General features: G+C 41.6%; 16 protein-coding genes and 1 pseudogene. 8 read left to right on the top strand and 9 right to left on the bottom strand.

Annotated features, from left to right (window positions below):
* The first annotated feature begins 108 nt into the window (after window positions 1-108).
* Together VE944_RS27340 and VE944_RS27345 are read left to right on the top strand one after the other, a co-directional pair.
* Complete coding sequence (locus VE944_RS27340) at window positions 109-786, top strand: response regulator (protein ID WP_190912184.1); 678 nt, start codon at window positions 109-111, stop codon at window positions 784-786.
* Between the two features lie 46 nt (window positions 787-832).
* Window positions 833-1,225: pseudogene (locus VE944_RS27345) on the top strand (YdeI/OmpD-associated family protein); the annotation flags it as partial.
* A gap of 64 nt (window positions 1,226-1,289) precedes the next feature.
* Here the strand turns inward: VE944_RS27345 and VE944_RS27350 are convergent.
* The 3 genes from VE944_RS27350 to VE944_RS27360 form a co-directional block, all read right to left on the bottom strand.
* Window positions 1,290-1,736: a tellurite resistance TerB family protein gene (locus VE944_RS27350; protein WP_109008956.1), complete on the bottom strand. Its 447-nt coding sequence runs from the start codon at window positions 1,734-1,736 to the stop codon at window positions 1,290-1,292.
* Between the two features lie 177 nt (window positions 1,737-1,913).
* Entirely contained in the window at window positions 1,914-2,051 is a 138-nt protein-coding gene (locus tag VE944_RS27355) for a hypothetical protein (RefSeq protein WP_229553875.1), read from the bottom strand.
* Between the two features lie 467 nt (window positions 2,052-2,518).
* Entirely contained in the window at window positions 2,519-3,439 is a 921-nt protein-coding gene (locus VE944_RS27360; protein ID WP_324984701.1) for a histone deacetylase family protein, read from the bottom strand.
* 81 nt (window positions 3,440-3,520) lie between these two features.
* Here VE944_RS27360 and VE944_RS27365 point away from each other — a divergent pair, with 81 nt between their 5' ends.
* Together VE944_RS27365 and VE944_RS27370 are read left to right on the top strand one after the other, a co-directional pair.
* Complete coding sequence (locus VE944_RS27365; RefSeq protein ID WP_324984703.1) at window positions 3,521-3,724, top strand: hypothetical protein; 204 nt, start codon at window positions 3,521-3,523, stop codon at window positions 3,722-3,724.
* 503 nt (window positions 3,725-4,227) lie between these two features.
* Complete coding sequence (locus tag VE944_RS27370) at window positions 4,228-4,923, top strand: response regulator transcription factor (protein ID WP_118166491.1); 696 nt, start codon at window positions 4,228-4,230, stop codon at window positions 4,921-4,923.
* Between the two features lie 34 nt (window positions 4,924-4,957).
* On the opposite strand, the gene VE944_RS27375 is transcribed toward VE944_RS27370, so the two are convergent.
* Together VE944_RS27375 and VE944_RS27380 are read right to left on the bottom strand one after the other, a co-directional pair.
* Complete coding sequence (locus tag VE944_RS27375) at window positions 4,958-5,080, bottom strand: hypothetical protein (protein WP_324984709.1); 123 nt, start codon at window positions 5,078-5,080, stop codon at window positions 4,958-4,960.
* A gap of 400 nt (window positions 5,081-5,480) precedes the next feature.
* Window positions 5,481-5,765, bottom strand: a complete 285-nt coding sequence (locus VE944_RS27380) for an Npun_R1517 family heterocyst differentiation transcriptional regulator (protein ID WP_324984712.1) — start codon at window positions 5,763-5,765, stop codon at window positions 5,481-5,483.
* An 874-nt stretch (window positions 5,766-6,639) separates the two neighbouring features.
* On the opposite strand from VE944_RS27380, the gene ndhM reads away from it, so the two are divergent.
* The 4 genes from ndhM to VE944_RS27400 all read left to right on the top strand — a co-directional run bounded on the left by ndhM (window position 6,640) and on the right by VE944_RS27400 (window position 12,384).
* Window positions 6,640-6,999, top strand: coding sequence for an NAD(P)H-quinone oxidoreductase subunit M (gene ndhM / locus VE944_RS27385; RefSeq protein ID WP_324984715.1), 360 nt, complete (start codon window positions 6,640-6,642; stop codon window positions 6,997-6,999).
* A gap of 587 nt (window positions 7,000-7,586) precedes the next feature.
* Window positions 7,587-9,863, top strand: coding sequence for a PP2C family protein-serine/threonine phosphatase (locus VE944_RS27390; RefSeq protein ID WP_324984718.1), 2,277 nt, complete (start codon window positions 7,587-7,589; stop codon window positions 9,861-9,863).
* Window positions 9,864-10,008: 145 nt separating this feature from the next.
* On the top strand, window positions 10,009-11,589 hold the full coding sequence (locus VE944_RS27395) for a CHAT domain-containing protein (protein WP_324984721.1): 1,581 nt from the start codon (window positions 10,009-10,011) through the stop codon (window positions 11,587-11,589).
* 147 nt (window positions 11,590-11,736) lie between these two features.
* Window positions 11,737-12,384, top strand: a complete 648-nt coding sequence (locus VE944_RS27400) for a hypothetical protein (RefSeq protein ID WP_324984724.1) — start codon at window positions 11,737-11,739, stop codon at window positions 12,382-12,384.
* 292 nt (window positions 12,385-12,676) lie between these two features.
* Here the strand turns inward: VE944_RS27400 and VE944_RS27405 are convergent, their stop codons facing one another.
* The 4 genes from VE944_RS27405 to VE944_RS27420 all read right to left on the bottom strand — a co-directional run.
* Window positions 12,677-14,059: a PrsW family glutamic-type intramembrane protease gene (locus VE944_RS27405; RefSeq protein ID WP_324984727.1), complete on the bottom strand. Its 1,383-nt coding sequence runs from the start codon at window positions 14,057-14,059 to the stop codon at window positions 12,677-12,679.
* Between the two features lie 963 nt (window positions 14,060-15,022).
* Window positions 15,023-15,475, bottom strand: a complete 453-nt coding sequence (locus tag VE944_RS27410) for a nitrate reductase associated protein (protein ID WP_324984729.1) — start codon at window positions 15,473-15,475, stop codon at window positions 15,023-15,025.
* A gap of 180 nt (window positions 15,476-15,655) precedes the next feature.
* On the bottom strand, window positions 15,656-16,108 hold the full coding sequence (locus tag VE944_RS27415) for a phosphate-starvation-inducible PsiE family protein (protein ID WP_324984732.1): 453 nt from the start codon (window positions 16,106-16,108) through the stop codon (window positions 15,656-15,658).
* Window positions 16,109-16,390: 282 nt separating this feature from the next.
* The coding region (locus tag VE944_RS27420; protein ID WP_324984735.1) for a molybdopterin dinucleotide binding domain-containing protein at window positions 16,391-16,753 on the bottom strand (363 nt) is incomplete at its 5' end.

The raw sequence follows: 16,753 nt of genomic DNA on the forward strand, positions 1-16,753 counted from the left end.
ACAAGGGGTGGGGTTTTTACCTACCTTGAGAAACAAGGATTTTTTCGCCCACAAGGGGCGAGGTTTTGAACCTAGCTTTTTCTGATAAATGACTTTTAATTAATAAAAATGTCTTTAGATACTCGCTATCCCTTAAATTTACCTGCCAATGCTCCGCCCTTGCGTGTGTTAATTGTCGAAGATGATCCAATGATGCAACTGGGATTAGAGCAATCGTTAATGGCTCATCCTCAATTAGAGATTGTTGGACAAGCAGAAGATGGTTATTTGGGAGTTCAAGCCGCGCTGCAACTGAAACCTGATTTGGTGGTTATGGATATTGGGTTGCCGCGATTGGATGGCATTGCAGCAACACAGCAAATTAAGGCGGCGCTGCCAGCAACTCATGTAGTGATGCTGACATCTCATCAAACGGAGACAGAAATTATTGCGGCACTCTCTAGCGGTGCAGATGCGTATTGTATTAAAGGTGCAAGTGTGGAACGATTGTTAAGTGCGATCGCAGCCGCAGTTGATGGTGCAGCCTATCTCGATCCCCAAATTGCGCGGCGAGTAATTGATAATCTCAAACCACCCTCACCCACCACCAACAACGCCAACTTATCTGGGCGCGAGTTAGAAGTGTTGAAACTGATGGTAGACGGCTTGAGTAACCCGGAGATTGCCGAAAAACTCTATCTCAGTCCCAACACTATCAAAACTCACGTCCGAGGGATTATGAATAAATTAGCAGTAGACGATCGCGTGCAAGCAGCAGTTGTGGCGCTACGTTCTGGGTTGGTTTAGAAAACAAATGCAGCAAAATACACAGACAAACCTCAGCCAAAGCCCGATTACTGGTGTATCCAAACCTAATAATGAATTCCCCACTTTCTGCCCCACAAGCCCGCAAGAATGGCGGAAATGGTTAGAGCAAAACCATCGCACCTCTTTTGGTGTGTGGCTCATTTACTACAAAGTCAAAAGTGGTAAACCAAGTGTTCGATATAGTGAAGCGGTAAAAGAAGCCTTATGCTTTGGTTGGATTGATAGTAAAGTCAAATCCTTGGACGAAGAACGTTATATGCAAATATTTACACCTAGAAGACCGAAAAGCGGGTGGTCAAAATTAAATAAACAATATATTGAAGAACTTATAGAACAAGGTTTGATGACTACAGGTGGTCTAGAAAAAATTGAAGCTGCAAAACAAGATGGCTCATGGAAGAAGTTAGATGCGATCAAAAAATAGTGCCAAAGAAGCTTAACTCCTTTGGCACACTTTCTTTATAACCATATATTTTATCGCCTCATGCGCGGTTTTTAATTAAAATTACTTGGATAATTTGTATTGCTATCTCGCTAGAAACACCTAAAGCTTGATATAAATCATTTAAAAAGTTTTTTTCTTCTTCAGCTACAATACCTTCAGCTAGAACTAGATCGGTGGCTACTGCAAAGGCTGCTTCCCGCAAGTCTTGAGATAGAGAATCTTTGGCTGCATTAAATAAACTATTAAAGCCATCCCCTTCGAGAATGCCTAAGATTTTTTCAAACAACTTGTTCATCATCTCATGGGGATAACTTTTAAAAAGTTTCATCCGAGACAGCACAAAAGTGATAGAATTTGCTTGCTCAAAAGAAAGATAACCGTCTGACGCTGTTGCTGCCAAAACAATGACAGCAAAAGCCTCCTCTGGATTAAGTGCTGTTTGAGTTTGGCTTTCTGTGCCCAACACAGCGTCAAATAGACCCATTATAGTAACTCCTTGGTTAGAGCCTCAATAGCGCTACAGTTGCCTGTGTGTTTGGTATATTTACAGGCAATACTGCAACGTTATGAGACTTTCATGCTTTAGTATTCCCAAGATTTGTTTATGGCGAACACTTGCACCCAATGGTTTTTGGCAATAACTACACTGCCATTTCTAAACTTAGCGTTCTCCTGCCTTTTCTATTGTTTCAATTACCGCCAAACCTATACCAGAAGCTGCTAGTAACAGTACTACTGATATTAAATAGGAGTTGGTCAGCATCCGTAGGGCTTCATCGAAAAAAATATAGGTGGTCATTGCTTCACCTTTTAAAATTTGTGCTGCTAGTACTTTTTACTTCTCCACACACCGATAGGTGAATTTCGCCGAGAAACTGCTAGCAATTGCATCTTAACAAAACTTTAGCTTCAGGACAACATCTGAACTTTTTATTTCTGAAGATTTGATGAATTTTAGAAAACCTTGGTAAAAGAAATTACTTAGGTTGAGTTTAGATCAAAAGTTGTGTCACCCTAATTTTACGTAAAGATAGCTATTAAATTAGTCAACTAACTCACAAATAATCATGACAAGAAGTATCCACAAATTGCTTATTTTTGCAGACTATGTTGTGAAATCTCAAGGAAACATCCAAAAAGATTCCCGGTTTATTAGAGAAATCGGAAATCTGAGCCACAAATCAATAGGATTATTATGATATCAGTACATATACGAAAATCACTCAATTACGAATTCCGAGGTTTTACCTAAAAAAAAGAAAGTATCTAAAGTAAACAATGTTCAATTGTCGTTACAACTGATTGTGAAAGAGAGTCAAAGTCGTAACCACCTTCTAAGCCAAACAGAATTTTACGAGTTATCCCTAGACAATAATCAGTAAATAAAGCGTAGTCTTCTGGCTGCAAATTGATACTTGCCAAAGGATCTGCGGCATTGCCATCATAACCAGCACTCACAATCAGCAAATCCGCCTGAAAGTTAGCTAAAAAGGGTACGACCTGTCTTTCAAATAGTGGCTGATATACTGCAATATCGCTACCAGGGGGTACAGGTAAATTTAATACATTATTATGAAATCCGCGTTCTGTTGATCTTCCAGTACCGGGATAGCAGGGATACTGATGTAGGGAACAGTAAGCGATGCTTGCTTGGGTTTCAACGATCGCCTGAGTACCATTACCGTGATGTACATCCCAATCCAGGATAGCGACGCGGTTAATTCCGGGTTGTTCGAGGGCAAATAAAGCTGCGATCGCAGCATTAGAAAATAGGCAAAAGCCCATCCCCGCATCACTTTCTGCATGATGTCCTGGAGGACGTGCTAGTACAAAAGCTGGATTAGCCGACTTTAATACAGCCTCAACACCATCCAACCATGCACTGACTGCCAACAATGCCACATCATAACTACGCGGCGAAACTGGTGTATCTCCATCCAAAGGGCCGCCGCCACTAGAAGCGATTTGCCAAAGTTTTTTGATGTAGGCTGGGCTATGGGCCTTAACTAACATAGACATCAGTGATGGCTGTTCTGATGCTAATGTAGGCAATCGCCAGTCAATTTTATCTGCAAATGTAGCTGCTTTTAGGGCAGTAGCGATCGCACTCAAACGTTCTGGTCTTTCAGGATGGTATTTTCCAGTCTTGTGATCTAAAAATTCGTCGGAATAAATGACTGGCAGCATAGGACGAAAAAGTTTGACAGCAAGACAATGAATGCTATTGTATCGTTACTGGTACAAACAGTTTTTTCTTAGTACTACTTAGTGTGTCAAGCTAAGTTTGCTGGATTATATAACGCAGAAGAACTGTTGAAGGATGCTGATACGGCAATGTACCGAGCCAAGGTGTTGGGCAGAGCGCGTTATGAGCTATTCAACTCAGATATGTATGCGAATGTTCTGGCGAAATTGCAGTTAGAGGCCGAGTTACGCCGAGCAATTGAACGCGAAGAATTTCGAGTTTATTAACAACCGATTGTTTCGCTCACCAAAGGCTCTATTTTAGGTTTTGAGTTTAAAAATAATTCGTTATTCGTATTTCAAAGGGCTAGGGACTAGCGGTTAAATAATGTACCAATAAACTTTTGGACTGTGCTTGATTTGACTTTGATACAGGTTGTCTGGCTGGTACTTTATTTTTACGCGAGTCCCCTATATAGCGCAAAACCAAAGCGGAGGTTTGTTGCAATCTAGTTTTGTAAAAGAGACTCTGACTCAAACAAAGCCACTTATAGACGAATGCGAGTGCGTCTTTGCAGGAGAGGGGGCGATACGGTTCGGTTAACAAAGTTATCTGTTGAGGCGAGCAGGGGGAAGTGAACTACCTCATAAAATTGGTCATTGCCCTCGTTAGCATAGTTCGCAGCGATCGCTTAACGTTAATAAGCTCTCTCGTTTTTCCTTTATCCCTTTTGTTCAATGACTCTCAACTTTCGCTAAATTGGAAAAAGGTAAACTTAAGGGAATTTTAAATGTCAGCACAATTGTTACTGGTGGATGATGAACCAGGGATACGGGAAGCCGTGAAAGACTATTTGCAAGAGAGCGGTTTCAGCGTTCAAGTCGCCAGTAACGCCCTTGAAGGTTGGGAATGGATGCAGATGAATACACCTGACTTAGTGATCTCTGATGTCATGATGCCTCAGGTGGATGGCTATCAGTTCCTGAAGCAACTGCGAGAAGACCCCCGCTTCCAAGCGCTACCAGTAGTATTTTTAACTGCTAAAGGTATGACAGGCGATCGCATCCAAGGGTATCATGCTGGTGTCGATGCCTATCTACCCAAACCCTTCGATCCAGATGAGTTAGTGGCTATAGTCGAAAATTTGCTAGCCCGCCGCGCCGCTAAGGCTGCAACTACAGGAGATGACGTTGAAACCCCTGATCTTGCTGAATTAGCCAATCAGATTGCCCAAATTAAGGCATTGTTAACTCAAAGAAATGCCATTTCCCAATCCCCAGCCCCCTTCAAAATTGATTTGACTCCTAGAGAACAAAGTGTTTTGAACTTAGTCGCTGAAGGGTTGATGAACAAAGAAATCGCCCGTCGCTTAGAAACCAGCGTCCGCAATGTAGAAAAATACGTCAGCCGTTTATTCAGTAAAACTGGCACCAATAGCCGTACAGAGTTAGTTCGTTTCGCCCTAGAACACGGTCTTGCTAAATAAAAATTGGGGATTGGGGATTAGGGATTGGTTTAAGTTATTCCTCTGCTTCCCCTGCTTCCCCTGCTCCCCCTGCTCCTCTTACCCCCTTCTTGTGGGTAATTGGCAATAGGTAACTGGCTGCTAAACCATAACCTATTACCAGTAATAGATAAAACATAAGTATTTCAGCAAATCAGGCACTTAGTTAAAGTAAAAAGCTAAAAGTAAGGTTATTTATTTTCACTTTGGCCTTTTAGGTTTTCATTGAATTAGCGCCTGTTGTCCAATTCCCCATCTGTAAAGACACAGAATTTTCTTGTTCCTGCAATGTTTTTATAAAAACTCGGTAAAATGCACCCGGCTGAATTTGCTCTTAGATTCTACCAGTACCCTTTGCTACAAAGTTTTTAATAGAGAAACTCTTCCTGGGACTCTGTGCTGCTAAAGACTTTCACAAAGGAGAAATCACAATATTTTATGAATTCTACTTACTGCTTAGTTTTTATTGCAACGGGGCTATATGATCAACATTTGATTTGATGCCCAATTCATGTTTTCTCGCTACTTAAATTACACCTTTAAAGCTGGGAATTTTCAGCAGCATTACGCAAGCGCATCAACTGGCGTCGCATTTGAGGCGAGGCTTTAAACTCGGACACTTCCTGCGCTTTAACAGACGCTTGCAGTGTCTCTAGAAAGTCGTCAGAACCCTCGGTCAAGGCATCAAGTAATACCTGTAACAGTTGTTCGCGATCGCCCAATAGGCTCTTTTCCTCAATCAACCGGAATTTGAGATGGATTTCGCACTCATAAACACCTACTTCGAGATTAGTTATCTGGCGTGGTAATGCTTTGGAGTTCATAGCTATTGAGATTCCTTTACTTGGTGGTCATGAGGGTAAGGAGGTAGATGCCCAGCAAAATTCTTTATATCTTCTTTGAATCCAAAGTGCTTGAATTAAGAATTTTTCTTCATCAATCACCTTTGTATTCCATTTCAGTCTCCTGTGTTTTATTTTCAAGCTAGATTTTGATGTGACTGTGCCAGATATAGCTTATGGTAAGCCATAACTATTATTCAGTTTTTAAGATTCTACACAATAAAGTTTCTGTAAGAAGTTGTCCGGTCTTTTTAAAGCTTTTTACATCAACTTTATGTGAACGTCAAGAACAGTTTGACTTGTTACTTTAATTTTGGTGTTTATACGTAAGTAAAATCGCTTAATTTTTTTGAACTTGTTAAAGCCAGAAGTCGATGTAGCACTATTCAGTAAAATTACTTGATGTACGTTTTTTGCAATAGAAAATTTTTAAGAAATTGATGAGCAGAATAATTAAGGTAAAAACTTTTGTTCTCCATAAAAAAATGTACACAGATCAAATTATTCCTGGTGAGTGCTTCACTCTACTGGGTTTTAGGCTTCATGAGTACGAAAATCTTAGAAGTAGGTAAGATTTGCACACCAGTTTGACTTGTTTATATACGCCAAATAAAAACACTATCACCAGTAATTTTTACAAAAAAATAATTGGACTACTGTCAGTACTCGCTACTAATTGTGTCTTCAACTCCTAACAGAAGTAGTAAGTTAATCAGTACAGGTGATATTTTTACTTATGCTCATTCAATCTACCCTTTTGAAACTGCGTTCAAAGCTTGTAAATTGAGAGCATTCAAGCTTGAATATAACGTTTACAATAATTTCAGTGTAATCCACCCAAATCTTACACCCTTTTATGGCTAATCCGATGCTGCTCAAGTCCACAACCCGCCATGTCCGCATTTTTGCAGGCGAAATTGACCGGGATGGCGAACTGATTCCCAGTCAACAGGTCTTAACGTTAGATATTGACCCAGATAACGAATTTAACTGGAACGAAGATGCGCTGCAAAAAGTTTATCGAAAATTTGATGAACTAGTAGAAGCATCTAGTGGCGCAGACCTTACAGACTATAACTTGCGTCGTGTTGGGTCAGACTTAGAGCATTATCTGCGATCGCTCCTACAACTTGGCGAAATCAGCTACAATCTATCTGCCCGCGTTACCAACTACAGCATGGGAGTCCCCCAAGTTGCAATGGACGACAAACAATAAGCGAATGAGTTGGTAGCGATCTGGCTGAACTTTTCTGACAATTCAGATCCATCTGAAATCTACGAAAAACATCACACCCTAACCCTCTTCCCGCGTTGGGAAGGGGGAAAATTAATCTGTGAAGCTTTGCGATTTCCCGAAAAAGAACCCGGAAACGAGATTACCAGATTTTTAAAGCCTCTTCATTAGTCAGGTGCTTTGAGTAGTTCACTTATCTTAATTCTTAATTAAAGTTAATTCTTGCTATCCTACTTATAAACTAAATAAATACCAAGATTATCTGCCTTTTGATAATGGGGTACAGCAAAAGCTTGGGGCGCAGTTATGCTTGGGTTATGCTTTGGTAACAGGGTTGGAGTTAGTTGCTTTGGCGATGGAGAGTCACAGAAGCAATAGAAGCTATGATGAGGCTGTATTGACTTAGGAGCGTATTCTTTGGATAAGTAAGTATTAGCACCTGCTGATATCCGCCAGCTAAAATCATCATCTAAAGTCTGGGTATGTGAAGTTTAAGAAAGATGAGCGGTCTAGATTGTCCCTAATAATGCTGTTAAAGAAATTGCCAATCGCTTCCCGGTGCGAAAACTATGGAAAATGACGCGGCAACGCTCCACTGTACAAATGAAAGTTGTCAGGCTGCCAACCCCCTGACTCACAAGTTTTGCCTGCGATGTTCCACACCCCTAACCAAAAATTACCTCTGGGCTGTAGTAGATGGCCCGAGTGTAGGTAGCCCTGGAGAAATATTAGCCGATCGCTATTTAGTACTTGATAAATTTCTTCTTTTAGATACGAAACCTGGTTTATTAGCGCTAACGTCTGAGTTAGATAATTTGCAGCCTCTAAAAGCTTACCTCAGACTGATTCCCTACCGTTTACACGTACCGCAGGTATATGGAGCGCTTTTTCTCGGTGACGGGCCTTCTCATCGAGAAATATTACTTTTAGAAAAACCTCCATTATTGGTAGATGACAAAATCCAACAAGTGCAGTTGGCCAGTGAGTTAACCACCGCTTGGCGTGATGCAACATCGATGCGCCAACTCAATTGGTTATGGCAAATAGCTCATCTGTGGCAACCTCTTGCAAGTGAAGGTGTCGTCTCTAGCTTGCTTGACTCAAATGTATTACGGGTAGAAGGATCATTAGTGCGTTTGTTAGAATTGCGTTTCGATGCCGCAATATTCCCAGAATTGCCCCAATTAGGTCAATTTTGGCAGCAGTTGGTTAGTGGTGCTAAACCAGCCATAACTGAATTTGTGAATGAGGTTAGCCTTTCCTTAATTCAGGGAAAGATTAATTCAACCGATCAATTAATCGGAGTTTTAGATCGGGGACTGGCTGGGTTAGGGCGATCGCAAACACCCTCAGTCAAAATTATCACTAAAACGGACACTGGGCCAAGTCGCCAACGTAATGAAGATGCCTGTAGCCCACCCAGTGGAACTCTGGTCAGCAAACCACCCCAACCAACAGCCTTAGCAATTGTCTGTGATGGCATCGGTGGGCACGAGGGTGGCAATGTCGCCTCAAATTTAGCCATTGAAACCATCCAGCAACAGGTACAGCAACTAACAAAAGTTCCCTACGACCACATAGACCCCTCACTGCTACTGAATGACCTAGAAAAGGCAGTGGCAATTGCTAATGACAAAATTAGTCAGCGCAATGACAGTGAAAATCGCCAAGGGCGTCAGAGGATGGGTACGACTTTAGTCATGGCCTTGCCTGTTGCTCATGAAATGTACATTACCCACGTCGGTGATAGTCGTGCTTACTGGATTACCCGCCACGGTTGTTATCAAGTTACCCTAGACGATGATGTTGCCTCCCGCGAGGTGCGGCTAGGCTATGCCATTTACCGCGAGGCTATACAACAAAGTTCTGCTGGCTCTCTCGTCCAGGCTTTGGGCATGGGGCCTAGCACTTCATTGCATCCCACATCGGCACGGTTTATGCTCGATGAAGATGCTGTTTTTCTGCTCACATCCGATGGTTTGAGTGATTTTGATCGGGTGGAGGAGTACTGGGAAACAGAAATCTTGCCGATTCTAGTTGGGGAAGTCCCGATAGCAAATGTTGCGGATAGATTAGTTGAAATTGCTAACACTAAGAATGGACACGATAATGTCACCATCGCTTTAGTCCATTATCAAGTCCAATACTGGGAACCGGAAATCACGATCAAAGCCTTCATTCCAGAGAGCTATTCTGCCAAAACTATCGATTTTTCATCCAGGGGGACAGATCCAACACTTTTAAGTAGCCCCAACCATAAAACTCAGGTGATTCCAGACACTGAGCCTGCCAAAAGGCGCAGTTTACCGCTACAGTGGATTGTTCCATTAATATTTGTAGTAGCAGCAGGTGTTTTAGGATTGTTTGTGAAGCAAGTGCGACTGCGATCGCCATCAGTTCCCTTGATTTCATCCACTCCCATACCAACTTTAAATCCTACCATCGAAGCAACACCCATACAGCGATCGCTAGCCAACCTTTCTCCCGGCTGGGTAATTAAAACTAACAATCAAATCACCTTGGGAAACAACCAATCACTTCCACCTGGAGCTTTTTTACAAGTTATCAACACAAAACCAAATCCTAAACCTGCTTCGGGAAATTTTTCAGTATCTATGCGAGTCTGTGCTACTAAAAGCACACCAACTCCAGCTAACACTAATAGTCCAGCAATAACTTCCTCAGTTCCATCCAATTCAAAACCTTTGCCAGAAACAGTATTGCTGAACTTCTCCCAAATAAAACGCTTTGGTGTCTCTGTTTTACCAGAAGATGCACCAAGTCCATGTACACCTGTTACACAACCACCAGTTACTCAACCACCTGACGACAGCAGTCCAACTTAGTCAAATAATCGATAAACTGGTAGAAACCTGGAATAATAACAGGTAACATCAGAGTAAAAACTTACAAGGTAAAAAAGTAGAAAGTTTTCACCTTGGAGAATTCTTATTTTAAATTATTTATTTTAGTTTTTATTTTAATGAATCCATGCCATCCCTGAATTTGGCGATCGCCCGTCTCCTTAACACTGGCACTGACAACTTCGCCATTTGGGTGGTCAAGGCTCCCTATCCCAGTGGCTACGTTTTACGTGACTGTGTGTGGCCTGATGAACTCAATCACGTCTGGCAAGAATGGCAGCAACTGTTTGCTGGTCATAGTCACTTAGATATTTCCCCAAACTCAACATCTCAAAAGTCCAACCCATTCCCCATAGATTGGATTTCACCTGCTTCAGGTCAAATCACTGGCCCCTATAGCAGTCGTCTGATGCAAAACTTGGGAATGAATTTATGGCGCTGGGTATTTGATGGGCAAATTCTTGGTAGTCTAGAACGCAGTCGCGGTATTGCTATGGGTCAGCATACACGTTTGCGCTTTCGGCTAGAAATCCGCGACCCGGATTTGATCGCTCTCCCTTGGGAAATTATGCAGCGTGAACCTGGTCAATCAGCTATGTCTCTCTCCCAAGATTTGCTATTTAGTCGCACCAGCAGCGAAGTTGACCCGTTACCGCATTTGCGAACTGACCAGGCTTTAAGTATTCTGCTGGTTTTAGGTCATGATGACAAGCTGCAACTAGAACAAGAAGCTGCTATCTTACAGCAAACTCTTGCAGATAAGTCTGTGGGTGGTAATTCGCAAAGATGTGCCCCTTGTATAGTGACTCAACTTCTACAACCAACCCCACAGGAGTTGATTCAAGAATTAGAAACCAGAGCATACAATGTTTTCTTTTACGCTGGACATGGTTTGCCAGGCCCAGACGGAGGGTTACTGTTTTTGCGACCAGATATGCCCCTAAATGGGATAGAATTGGCGCAAGTCTTGACCCATACAGGTGTGAAATTAGCAGTTTTTAACGCCTGTTGGGGAGCACAACCAGCTGCTATCAATCATCAAGCTATCCCTGCCAGTAGTTTAGCAGAAGTGTTGATTCGTCATGGTGTGCCTGCGGTTTTGGGGATGCGCGATGAAATCGCTGACCACGAAAGCCACAGTTTTATTCAAGCCTTTACCGAAGCTTTGCGATCGCACAAGCCAATTGATGAAGCCGTAGCCCAAGCTAGGCAGGAGTTGTTAACACTTTATAAATATAATCAACCTGCTTGGACTTTGCCTGTTCTCTACCTGCATCCAGATTTTAATGGCGAACTCATTAAGAATCTGGATGAAGGTATTACCGAACTACCAGATACAGCCATTCCTGATCTCGGCTTCCCGCTTCCGGCTGCTTCGTTGCGATCGCTTACCCCAAAAGGTAAAACCTGGTCACTACGTTATGGAGTCACCCGCATCGGTCGCACAAGCGACAATGATGTTGTCATCCCTGAACCATCTGTATCCAAACGCCACGCCGAAATCTTTTGCCGCAATACTCTTACTGATGCTACATTGGTGCGAAGTTATTACTTGCAAGATTTTTCTACCTACGGGACAACTTGGTTTTTAGGGCCTAATGGTTGGCAACAAATCCTTCGAGAGGAAGTCCCATTGAAATCGGGAATGCAGTTAAAGTTTGGAAGTGCTAGAGCTGAAAGCTGGGAGTTTATTATTGAAGACTCTTAGCATAGCTATTGCAGAAATAAATTTTAGTCTTTAGCATCAACCTTTAAAATCTGTTTTTTTGTAGAAAAATTCAACTGTTTTTGCGGAAATCTATTTCGAGGAATTGTAGCTGTAAATACCACCAAATAATATGTGAGGCAATGAAAAATGGCTAATAAAATTAAAGGCTCAGACACCTTCTCTTCTTTGCCATATAATGTAGATTTAGAATTATTAGAAGCGTTACTGGAACCAGACGATGCTACCTATCCCTGGAATCCAGGCGATGAAGAATCACAAGCTTATTTTGACGAATTAGAACAACAGTTCGGAATGCAAGATTTGCTTGAGGAAGAACTGACAACGCGATCGCAAGATTTTTATAGTCATCTAGACACACTTTGGTCTGGTATCTCTCTGGAGTCAGACAATAATCACAATCCTCAACAAGCACAAGTGCTTAATCTTCAAGAAAGATTATCTAGTACTTTTGCCGCCTGTGTCCCCCAAGCATTGCTCAACGCCATCGCCACCAAAGCTGCTGAAATTCTTGCTGCCCAGCAATCAATCGGTGAACAACTGGTTGAGTGTGTTCAGACAGTACTACCAAATTGGGGAACAGAGGATCTCTTAGTTTTGGCTCGTCCTTTTGCTTACGCTATGCGAAGCAGCGAATCGCAAAACGCGGCATCTGCACTCAAGAATCTTCAAAATAGCGAGTGGACAGCTTTATCAGAAGTAGAGAAAGCAAAGGTTACTTTAGCGATCGCTTCTTATGCTTTCAATGAACTCAACAAGTCTGAGTATGAAGCATAACTTGAATGAACTTTCTCTTTTTTCTACATAAATTTTCGATGCAGCCAGATTTATCTGCTGATAACGCTTGTCCTGCAATTTTAAGCATCCACTACTTATTAGTATTTTTGTGTAGTGAGCCTAAAGTAACCTCACAGTAAGCTGATTAAAACATTAGACCATCTATCCGAAGATATATCTATCCGAAGATATAAATATTCAAAAGTAATTGGGCATTGGTTATTAATTCTTGTCTCTCGCTCCCTGATCTTCCCCTGCTCCCCCTGCTCTCCTACTTTGCCTGCCCCATCCCTTATTTTGGGCCAAGAAATCGAGTAGCAAAATTTTGCGATCGCGTCGGTGATAGCGCCCGTGCTTTGAGAATTGCTGCCATCAAAAAGGCGTAAGATAACACCCCAACAACTACCAACAGCAAAGCATTGATTGATCCTGTAGCATTCCACAAAGCATGAAGCGCAGCAGCACTAAGATAACCAATAGAAAGAATTTGCCAACTTCTACTGGGTTTGAGCACAGCCAACCCAATAAAATAGCCCATATAGCCACTATAAGCCATGTGTCCGGCTACGGAGCCTAAAATTCGCGGAATTAGCAGTTGCAAACCCGCTAGTTGACCAGCAGCACCTATACCTACCTGTTGCGTGACATTCTGAGTAATATCTGGCACATATTGTCCGAGAGTTTCCAAGAGAGTGAAGCCCACAGCAGAAGCTGTTCCCAGGAGAATACCATCTAAAGGTTCCCAGATACCTATGCGTTCCCGCCAAGGTGAAGACAACATTCTGCCGATGGCAAAGGCCCCCAATACAGGTAATGCCTTGAGTAATTCCTCCATCAAGCCAGCGCCAAAAAACATCCGCACTAGCAACTCTGTAAAGGTGATAGATTCTTGGGATGAGGGCAAGTTTCCAGGTAGGACGGTGCGAAACACGAAGATAAATAAATCCAACAACGGACTAAGCAAAATCAGCATTGTACCCAGTGCCGAAGCCATTAGCACCCACCAAGGCTTCTGTTTACCGCAAAGTTGGTAAACAAAATAGTAGGCAGCAAAGGCGATGTAAGTAGCTACAATCACTTGATTAGCTTGGGGCTGACCGACTGTAGCAAACATTAACACTACAAAAATTACGGTCAGTATTCCCGGTACAAGGTAAGCTTTACGGGTTAAATCTTTACCAGTGGAAATAATCGGAAAAAGCTGGGTGAAGCTAACAGAATCTGGCTGTTTTAATTGCGTGTGACCGTGGTAGTTAGTCGCCGAAGGTAATGGTGTAACTTGGTTAACTGTCGTGGCCGGGGTGAGTAAGGTATACTCGTACTCAAAAACATATTGTGGCCCATCAGCACCTAGAGAAATGCGATCGCCTGGGTGTAATTCCTGACATTCATACAAGCGTTGTCCATTCAAATAAGTGCCATTTGCACTATTTAAATCACAAAGCACCCAGCTGAATTTGCTATCTGGCGATTGAGAGAGGGGACGAACCACTGCATGACGACGAGATACCATTCGGTACATCATGGCATCCAAGACAATTTGGCAGCTGGGGTCGCGTCCAATTACCATCTCTTTACTGGGGGGCAGGGAATAGCGAGATTCTGGTCCAAAAGCTGCCCCGTTACCAGACACTAGCCGCAGAAATGCATTATGTCTTGCGTGTTTGCCTGTCATCGATAAGAAGTGCGTTTCTAAACTAATTCTTCACATAATTTGGCAGCAGGACTAACCTTAGCCACATTAACAGCAGCATTGCTAAATCCACTATAGCTTCACTTCCTGCTAAGAAATTTAAATTTATAGACGCAAAATTTCAAATTGTTTTACCTAACGTAAATAAGTACTCCATTTGCTGAGAATTTATCCTAAAACTGGCTTGTTAGAGGGATAAATCAGATTTTATGGGTGGTGTACTCAAGACATCCTAACTGCAAATTAAACCCACGGCAATTTATCAAAAAACAGTATTTTTTACTGCATTTTGTTCTATTCCAAAAATATATAATTTTCAATGGTCTGTTGTGAGCCAGTACGGTCTTCTCGCAAAGGGAGAGGCTTTTATACAAAGCGTCTCGTAGAAAAGGGGTTTCCACGCCACTTGCTTTATCCAAAAAGTAAAGGTTCAAAACCGTACTGCGTCCCGCTACGCTAACGCCCCTTGTGGTCGAAAAATTCCTTGTGGCTTAAGGTAGGTAAAAACCCCATCCCTTGTGCGTGGCTTAGTTTAATTGCGAATTGCGTAGCTTGCTTCTCGCCTTTGGCGAGTATTGCGAATTGGTTTTATGCCTCTTAACGTGCCCCGAAGATCGAAGCAAAAGATTTCCGGTATCTTGCTTCAAACAACTGTAGCCAGTTCTGGGTGTTCAATCTTAGTTCCAAGTACTGTGACTGACGGGTGATTTCTAGTACCTGCTGATTCAGGCGGATATATTCTGGTGTGCAGCCATATTTTTCTTACCCTCATCTACTAGTGAATAGTTAATAGTAGTTTATTAAGTAAATATTAATTTAGAGTTAGCTAGATTAACTGTTAAGCTATGCGTAAATTTCTGATACATTAGAGCATTAACTGTGCTGTAATGTATCATTTAAGGGCGGCAAGTTAACAAAGTTGTTCTATTAATGACTATTGACTAATTAAAGCAGATGGAATTCTGCGATCGCTCTCTCAAAGTTTTTGTTTTCATGTCCTGGGCGGCTGAGTTTAATCAAGGCAAAACGCTGTAAGGGCGTTAAACCTGCCCAATTTTGCTGTGTTAGGGTTACACCTAGTTCTTGAGATTTTTCCTGGATGCTAAGTGGTACAGTGCCAGAGTCTAGCCATGCGGGATGAGGCTCGATGGGCAATTTTGTAGCTGGTATACCCGTGCGTTGTAGAATTAATTGCTGGATAGACTCGCGGTAAGACTGGATTTCTGTTTCTGTAGTGCAAGGTAATTTGACTAAAGCTTGACGCTCGGTTGTAGTCATTTGATTCCAATCAGACAATTTTAGTTTAATGCCACAAGTATCTAATTTGCAACGAACCTGCATCGGGATACAGCGCAGGGAATCAACAAAGTCTGCTTCAAATTCAAAGAAATCTGTCATAAGAAAGTATTCAAAATTAAGGTTTTTTAACCATCGACGGGCGGTGCGTTAAGCAAGGCTTTCACACCCTACATATATATATTTATATTTTTTCATAGATCAAATTGAATTGGTATATATTATTATCTGTTAAGAGTTCAGAGTAACCTAATATTTAGCTAAATTGCATACCAGATATCTTTAATTTTTGGCATTGCTGAGACGAATTATCAAATAACTAATTGACAAGGCGAGAATAGCAATTCCTAAACCAATTATATCAATACCTCCAATTTTTTCTAAGTCAAGAATAATAATTTTTCTTGCAACAGCAATTAAAGATGTGACAATAACTAATTCAACTTGAAAAACGTGTTTTCGTAAGTAAGCTGTGATGTTTTCTAAAATTTCTAAAGCAATTAAAATATTTAAAAATAGACCAAAAATTTTATACAATGTTGTGTTAAATTTTGCATAAGGCGCTGTAAATAACTCTTTAAAAAGAAATACTCCTAAATCCCCGATCGCTACCAAAATCACGATCACCATAAAAATAGATAGAACTTTAGAAACTATCACTTCTACGTTTTCAATGATGTGCATGAAGTTCTCATCTTTGGTAGCCCCTAGAATTTCCCTCAGTAACTTTTTCATCTGCTGCACCCGATTTTTAAATAAAATAAAATCCCATAGATAAATCTAGAGGATTAAAATAAGATGATTTGTAATACTATCTGATTTTGGTTCTTTCCCATAACTTAACTCGGCGCTAGTAAAACCTCTGCTTACTAGAACTTTAGCCTCTTTAGATATGGTAGTTTGTATGGGTCAATAGTAGAGAGCCATAAAAAATGATAATCACTATTGGTTATTGATTATTGACTAAATTACCTATTGATGATTATTAATTACATCTTGAGCGGTACAGTTAGGAGCTTACCATTGTGAGGACTGGAGTTGATAATCTTTGACTGTAACTTCTACAGAGATTGGTATCAGCTGCACAGCACAGGCTTTTAATTCTGGTTGCAGCGAATCGGGGCAAGATTCTGGATGGGTTAGGGCGTTGGCTTCGGCATTATCTGCCCACAGTGAACCCCAGTGCATGGGGACAAAAACTGTACCAGGCGCGATCGCTTTTGTCACTTTAGCAGGAAACTTCGCTTTACCTCGACGCGATCGCACTTCTACATACATACTATCTAAAATACCTAACCGAGCAGCATCACGGGGATGAATTTCGATAAACGGTTCGGGATGCATTTTACAAATTTTTTCAATTCGCCCGGTGCGTGTCTG

Origin of the sequence: Nostoc sp. (assembly GCF_035638895.1) — a bacterium.
Lineage (GTDB): Bacteria > Cyanobacteriota > Cyanobacteriia > Cyanobacteriales > Nostocaceae > Nostoc.

Excerpts from the sequence above, each read along its gene's own strand:
- VE944_RS27405 (WP_324984727.1), bottom strand. The coding sequence starts at position 14,059 with ATGACAGGCAAACACGCAAGACATAATGCATTTCTGCGGCTAGTGTCT.
- VE944_RS27410 (WP_324984729.1), bottom strand. The coding sequence starts at position 15,475 with ATGACAGATTTCTTTGAATTTGAAGCAGACTTTGTTGATTCCCTGCGC.
- VE944_RS27390 (WP_324984718.1), top strand. The coding sequence starts at position 7,587 with ATGGAAAATGACGCGGCAACGCTCCACTGTACAAATGAAAGTTGTCAG.
- VE944_RS27340 (WP_190912184.1), top strand. The coding sequence starts at position 109 with ATGTCTTTAGATACTCGCTATCCCTTAAATTTACCTGCCAATGCTCCG.
- VE944_RS27380 (WP_324984712.1), bottom strand. The coding sequence starts at position 5,765 with ATGAACTCCAAAGCATTACCACGCCAGATAACTAATCTCGAAGTAGGT.
- VE944_RS27370 (WP_118166491.1), top strand. The coding sequence starts at position 4,228 with ATGTCAGCACAATTGTTACTGGTGGATGATGAACCAGGGATACGGGAA.
- ndhM (WP_324984715.1), top strand. The coding sequence starts at position 6,640 with ATGGCTAATCCGATGCTGCTCAAGTCCACAACCCGCCATGTCCGCATT.
- VE944_RS27360 (WP_324984701.1), bottom strand. The coding sequence starts at position 3,439 with ATGCTGCCAGTCATTTATTCCGACGAATTTTTAGATCACAAGACTGGA.
- VE944_RS27395 (WP_324984721.1), top strand. The coding sequence starts at position 10,009 with ATGCCATCCCTGAATTTGGCGATCGCCCGTCTCCTTAACACTGGCACT.
- VE944_RS27375 (WP_324984709.1), bottom strand. The coding sequence starts at position 5,080 with ATGTTTTATCTATTACTGGTAATAGGTTATGGTTTAGCAGCCAGTTAC.
- VE944_RS27355 (WP_229553875.1), bottom strand. The coding sequence starts at position 2,051 with ATGACCACCTATATTTTTTTCGATGAAGCCCTACGGATGCTGACCAAC.
- VE944_RS27400 (WP_324984724.1), top strand. The coding sequence starts at position 11,737 with ATGGCTAATAAAATTAAAGGCTCAGACACCTTCTCTTCTTTGCCATAT.
- VE944_RS27415 (WP_324984732.1), bottom strand. The coding sequence starts at position 16,108 with ATGAAAAAGTTACTGAGGGAAATTCTAGGGGCTACCAAAGATGAGAAC.
- VE944_RS27350 (WP_109008956.1), bottom strand. The coding sequence starts at position 1,736 with ATGGGTCTATTTGACGCTGTGTTGGGCACAGAAAGCCAAACTCAAACA.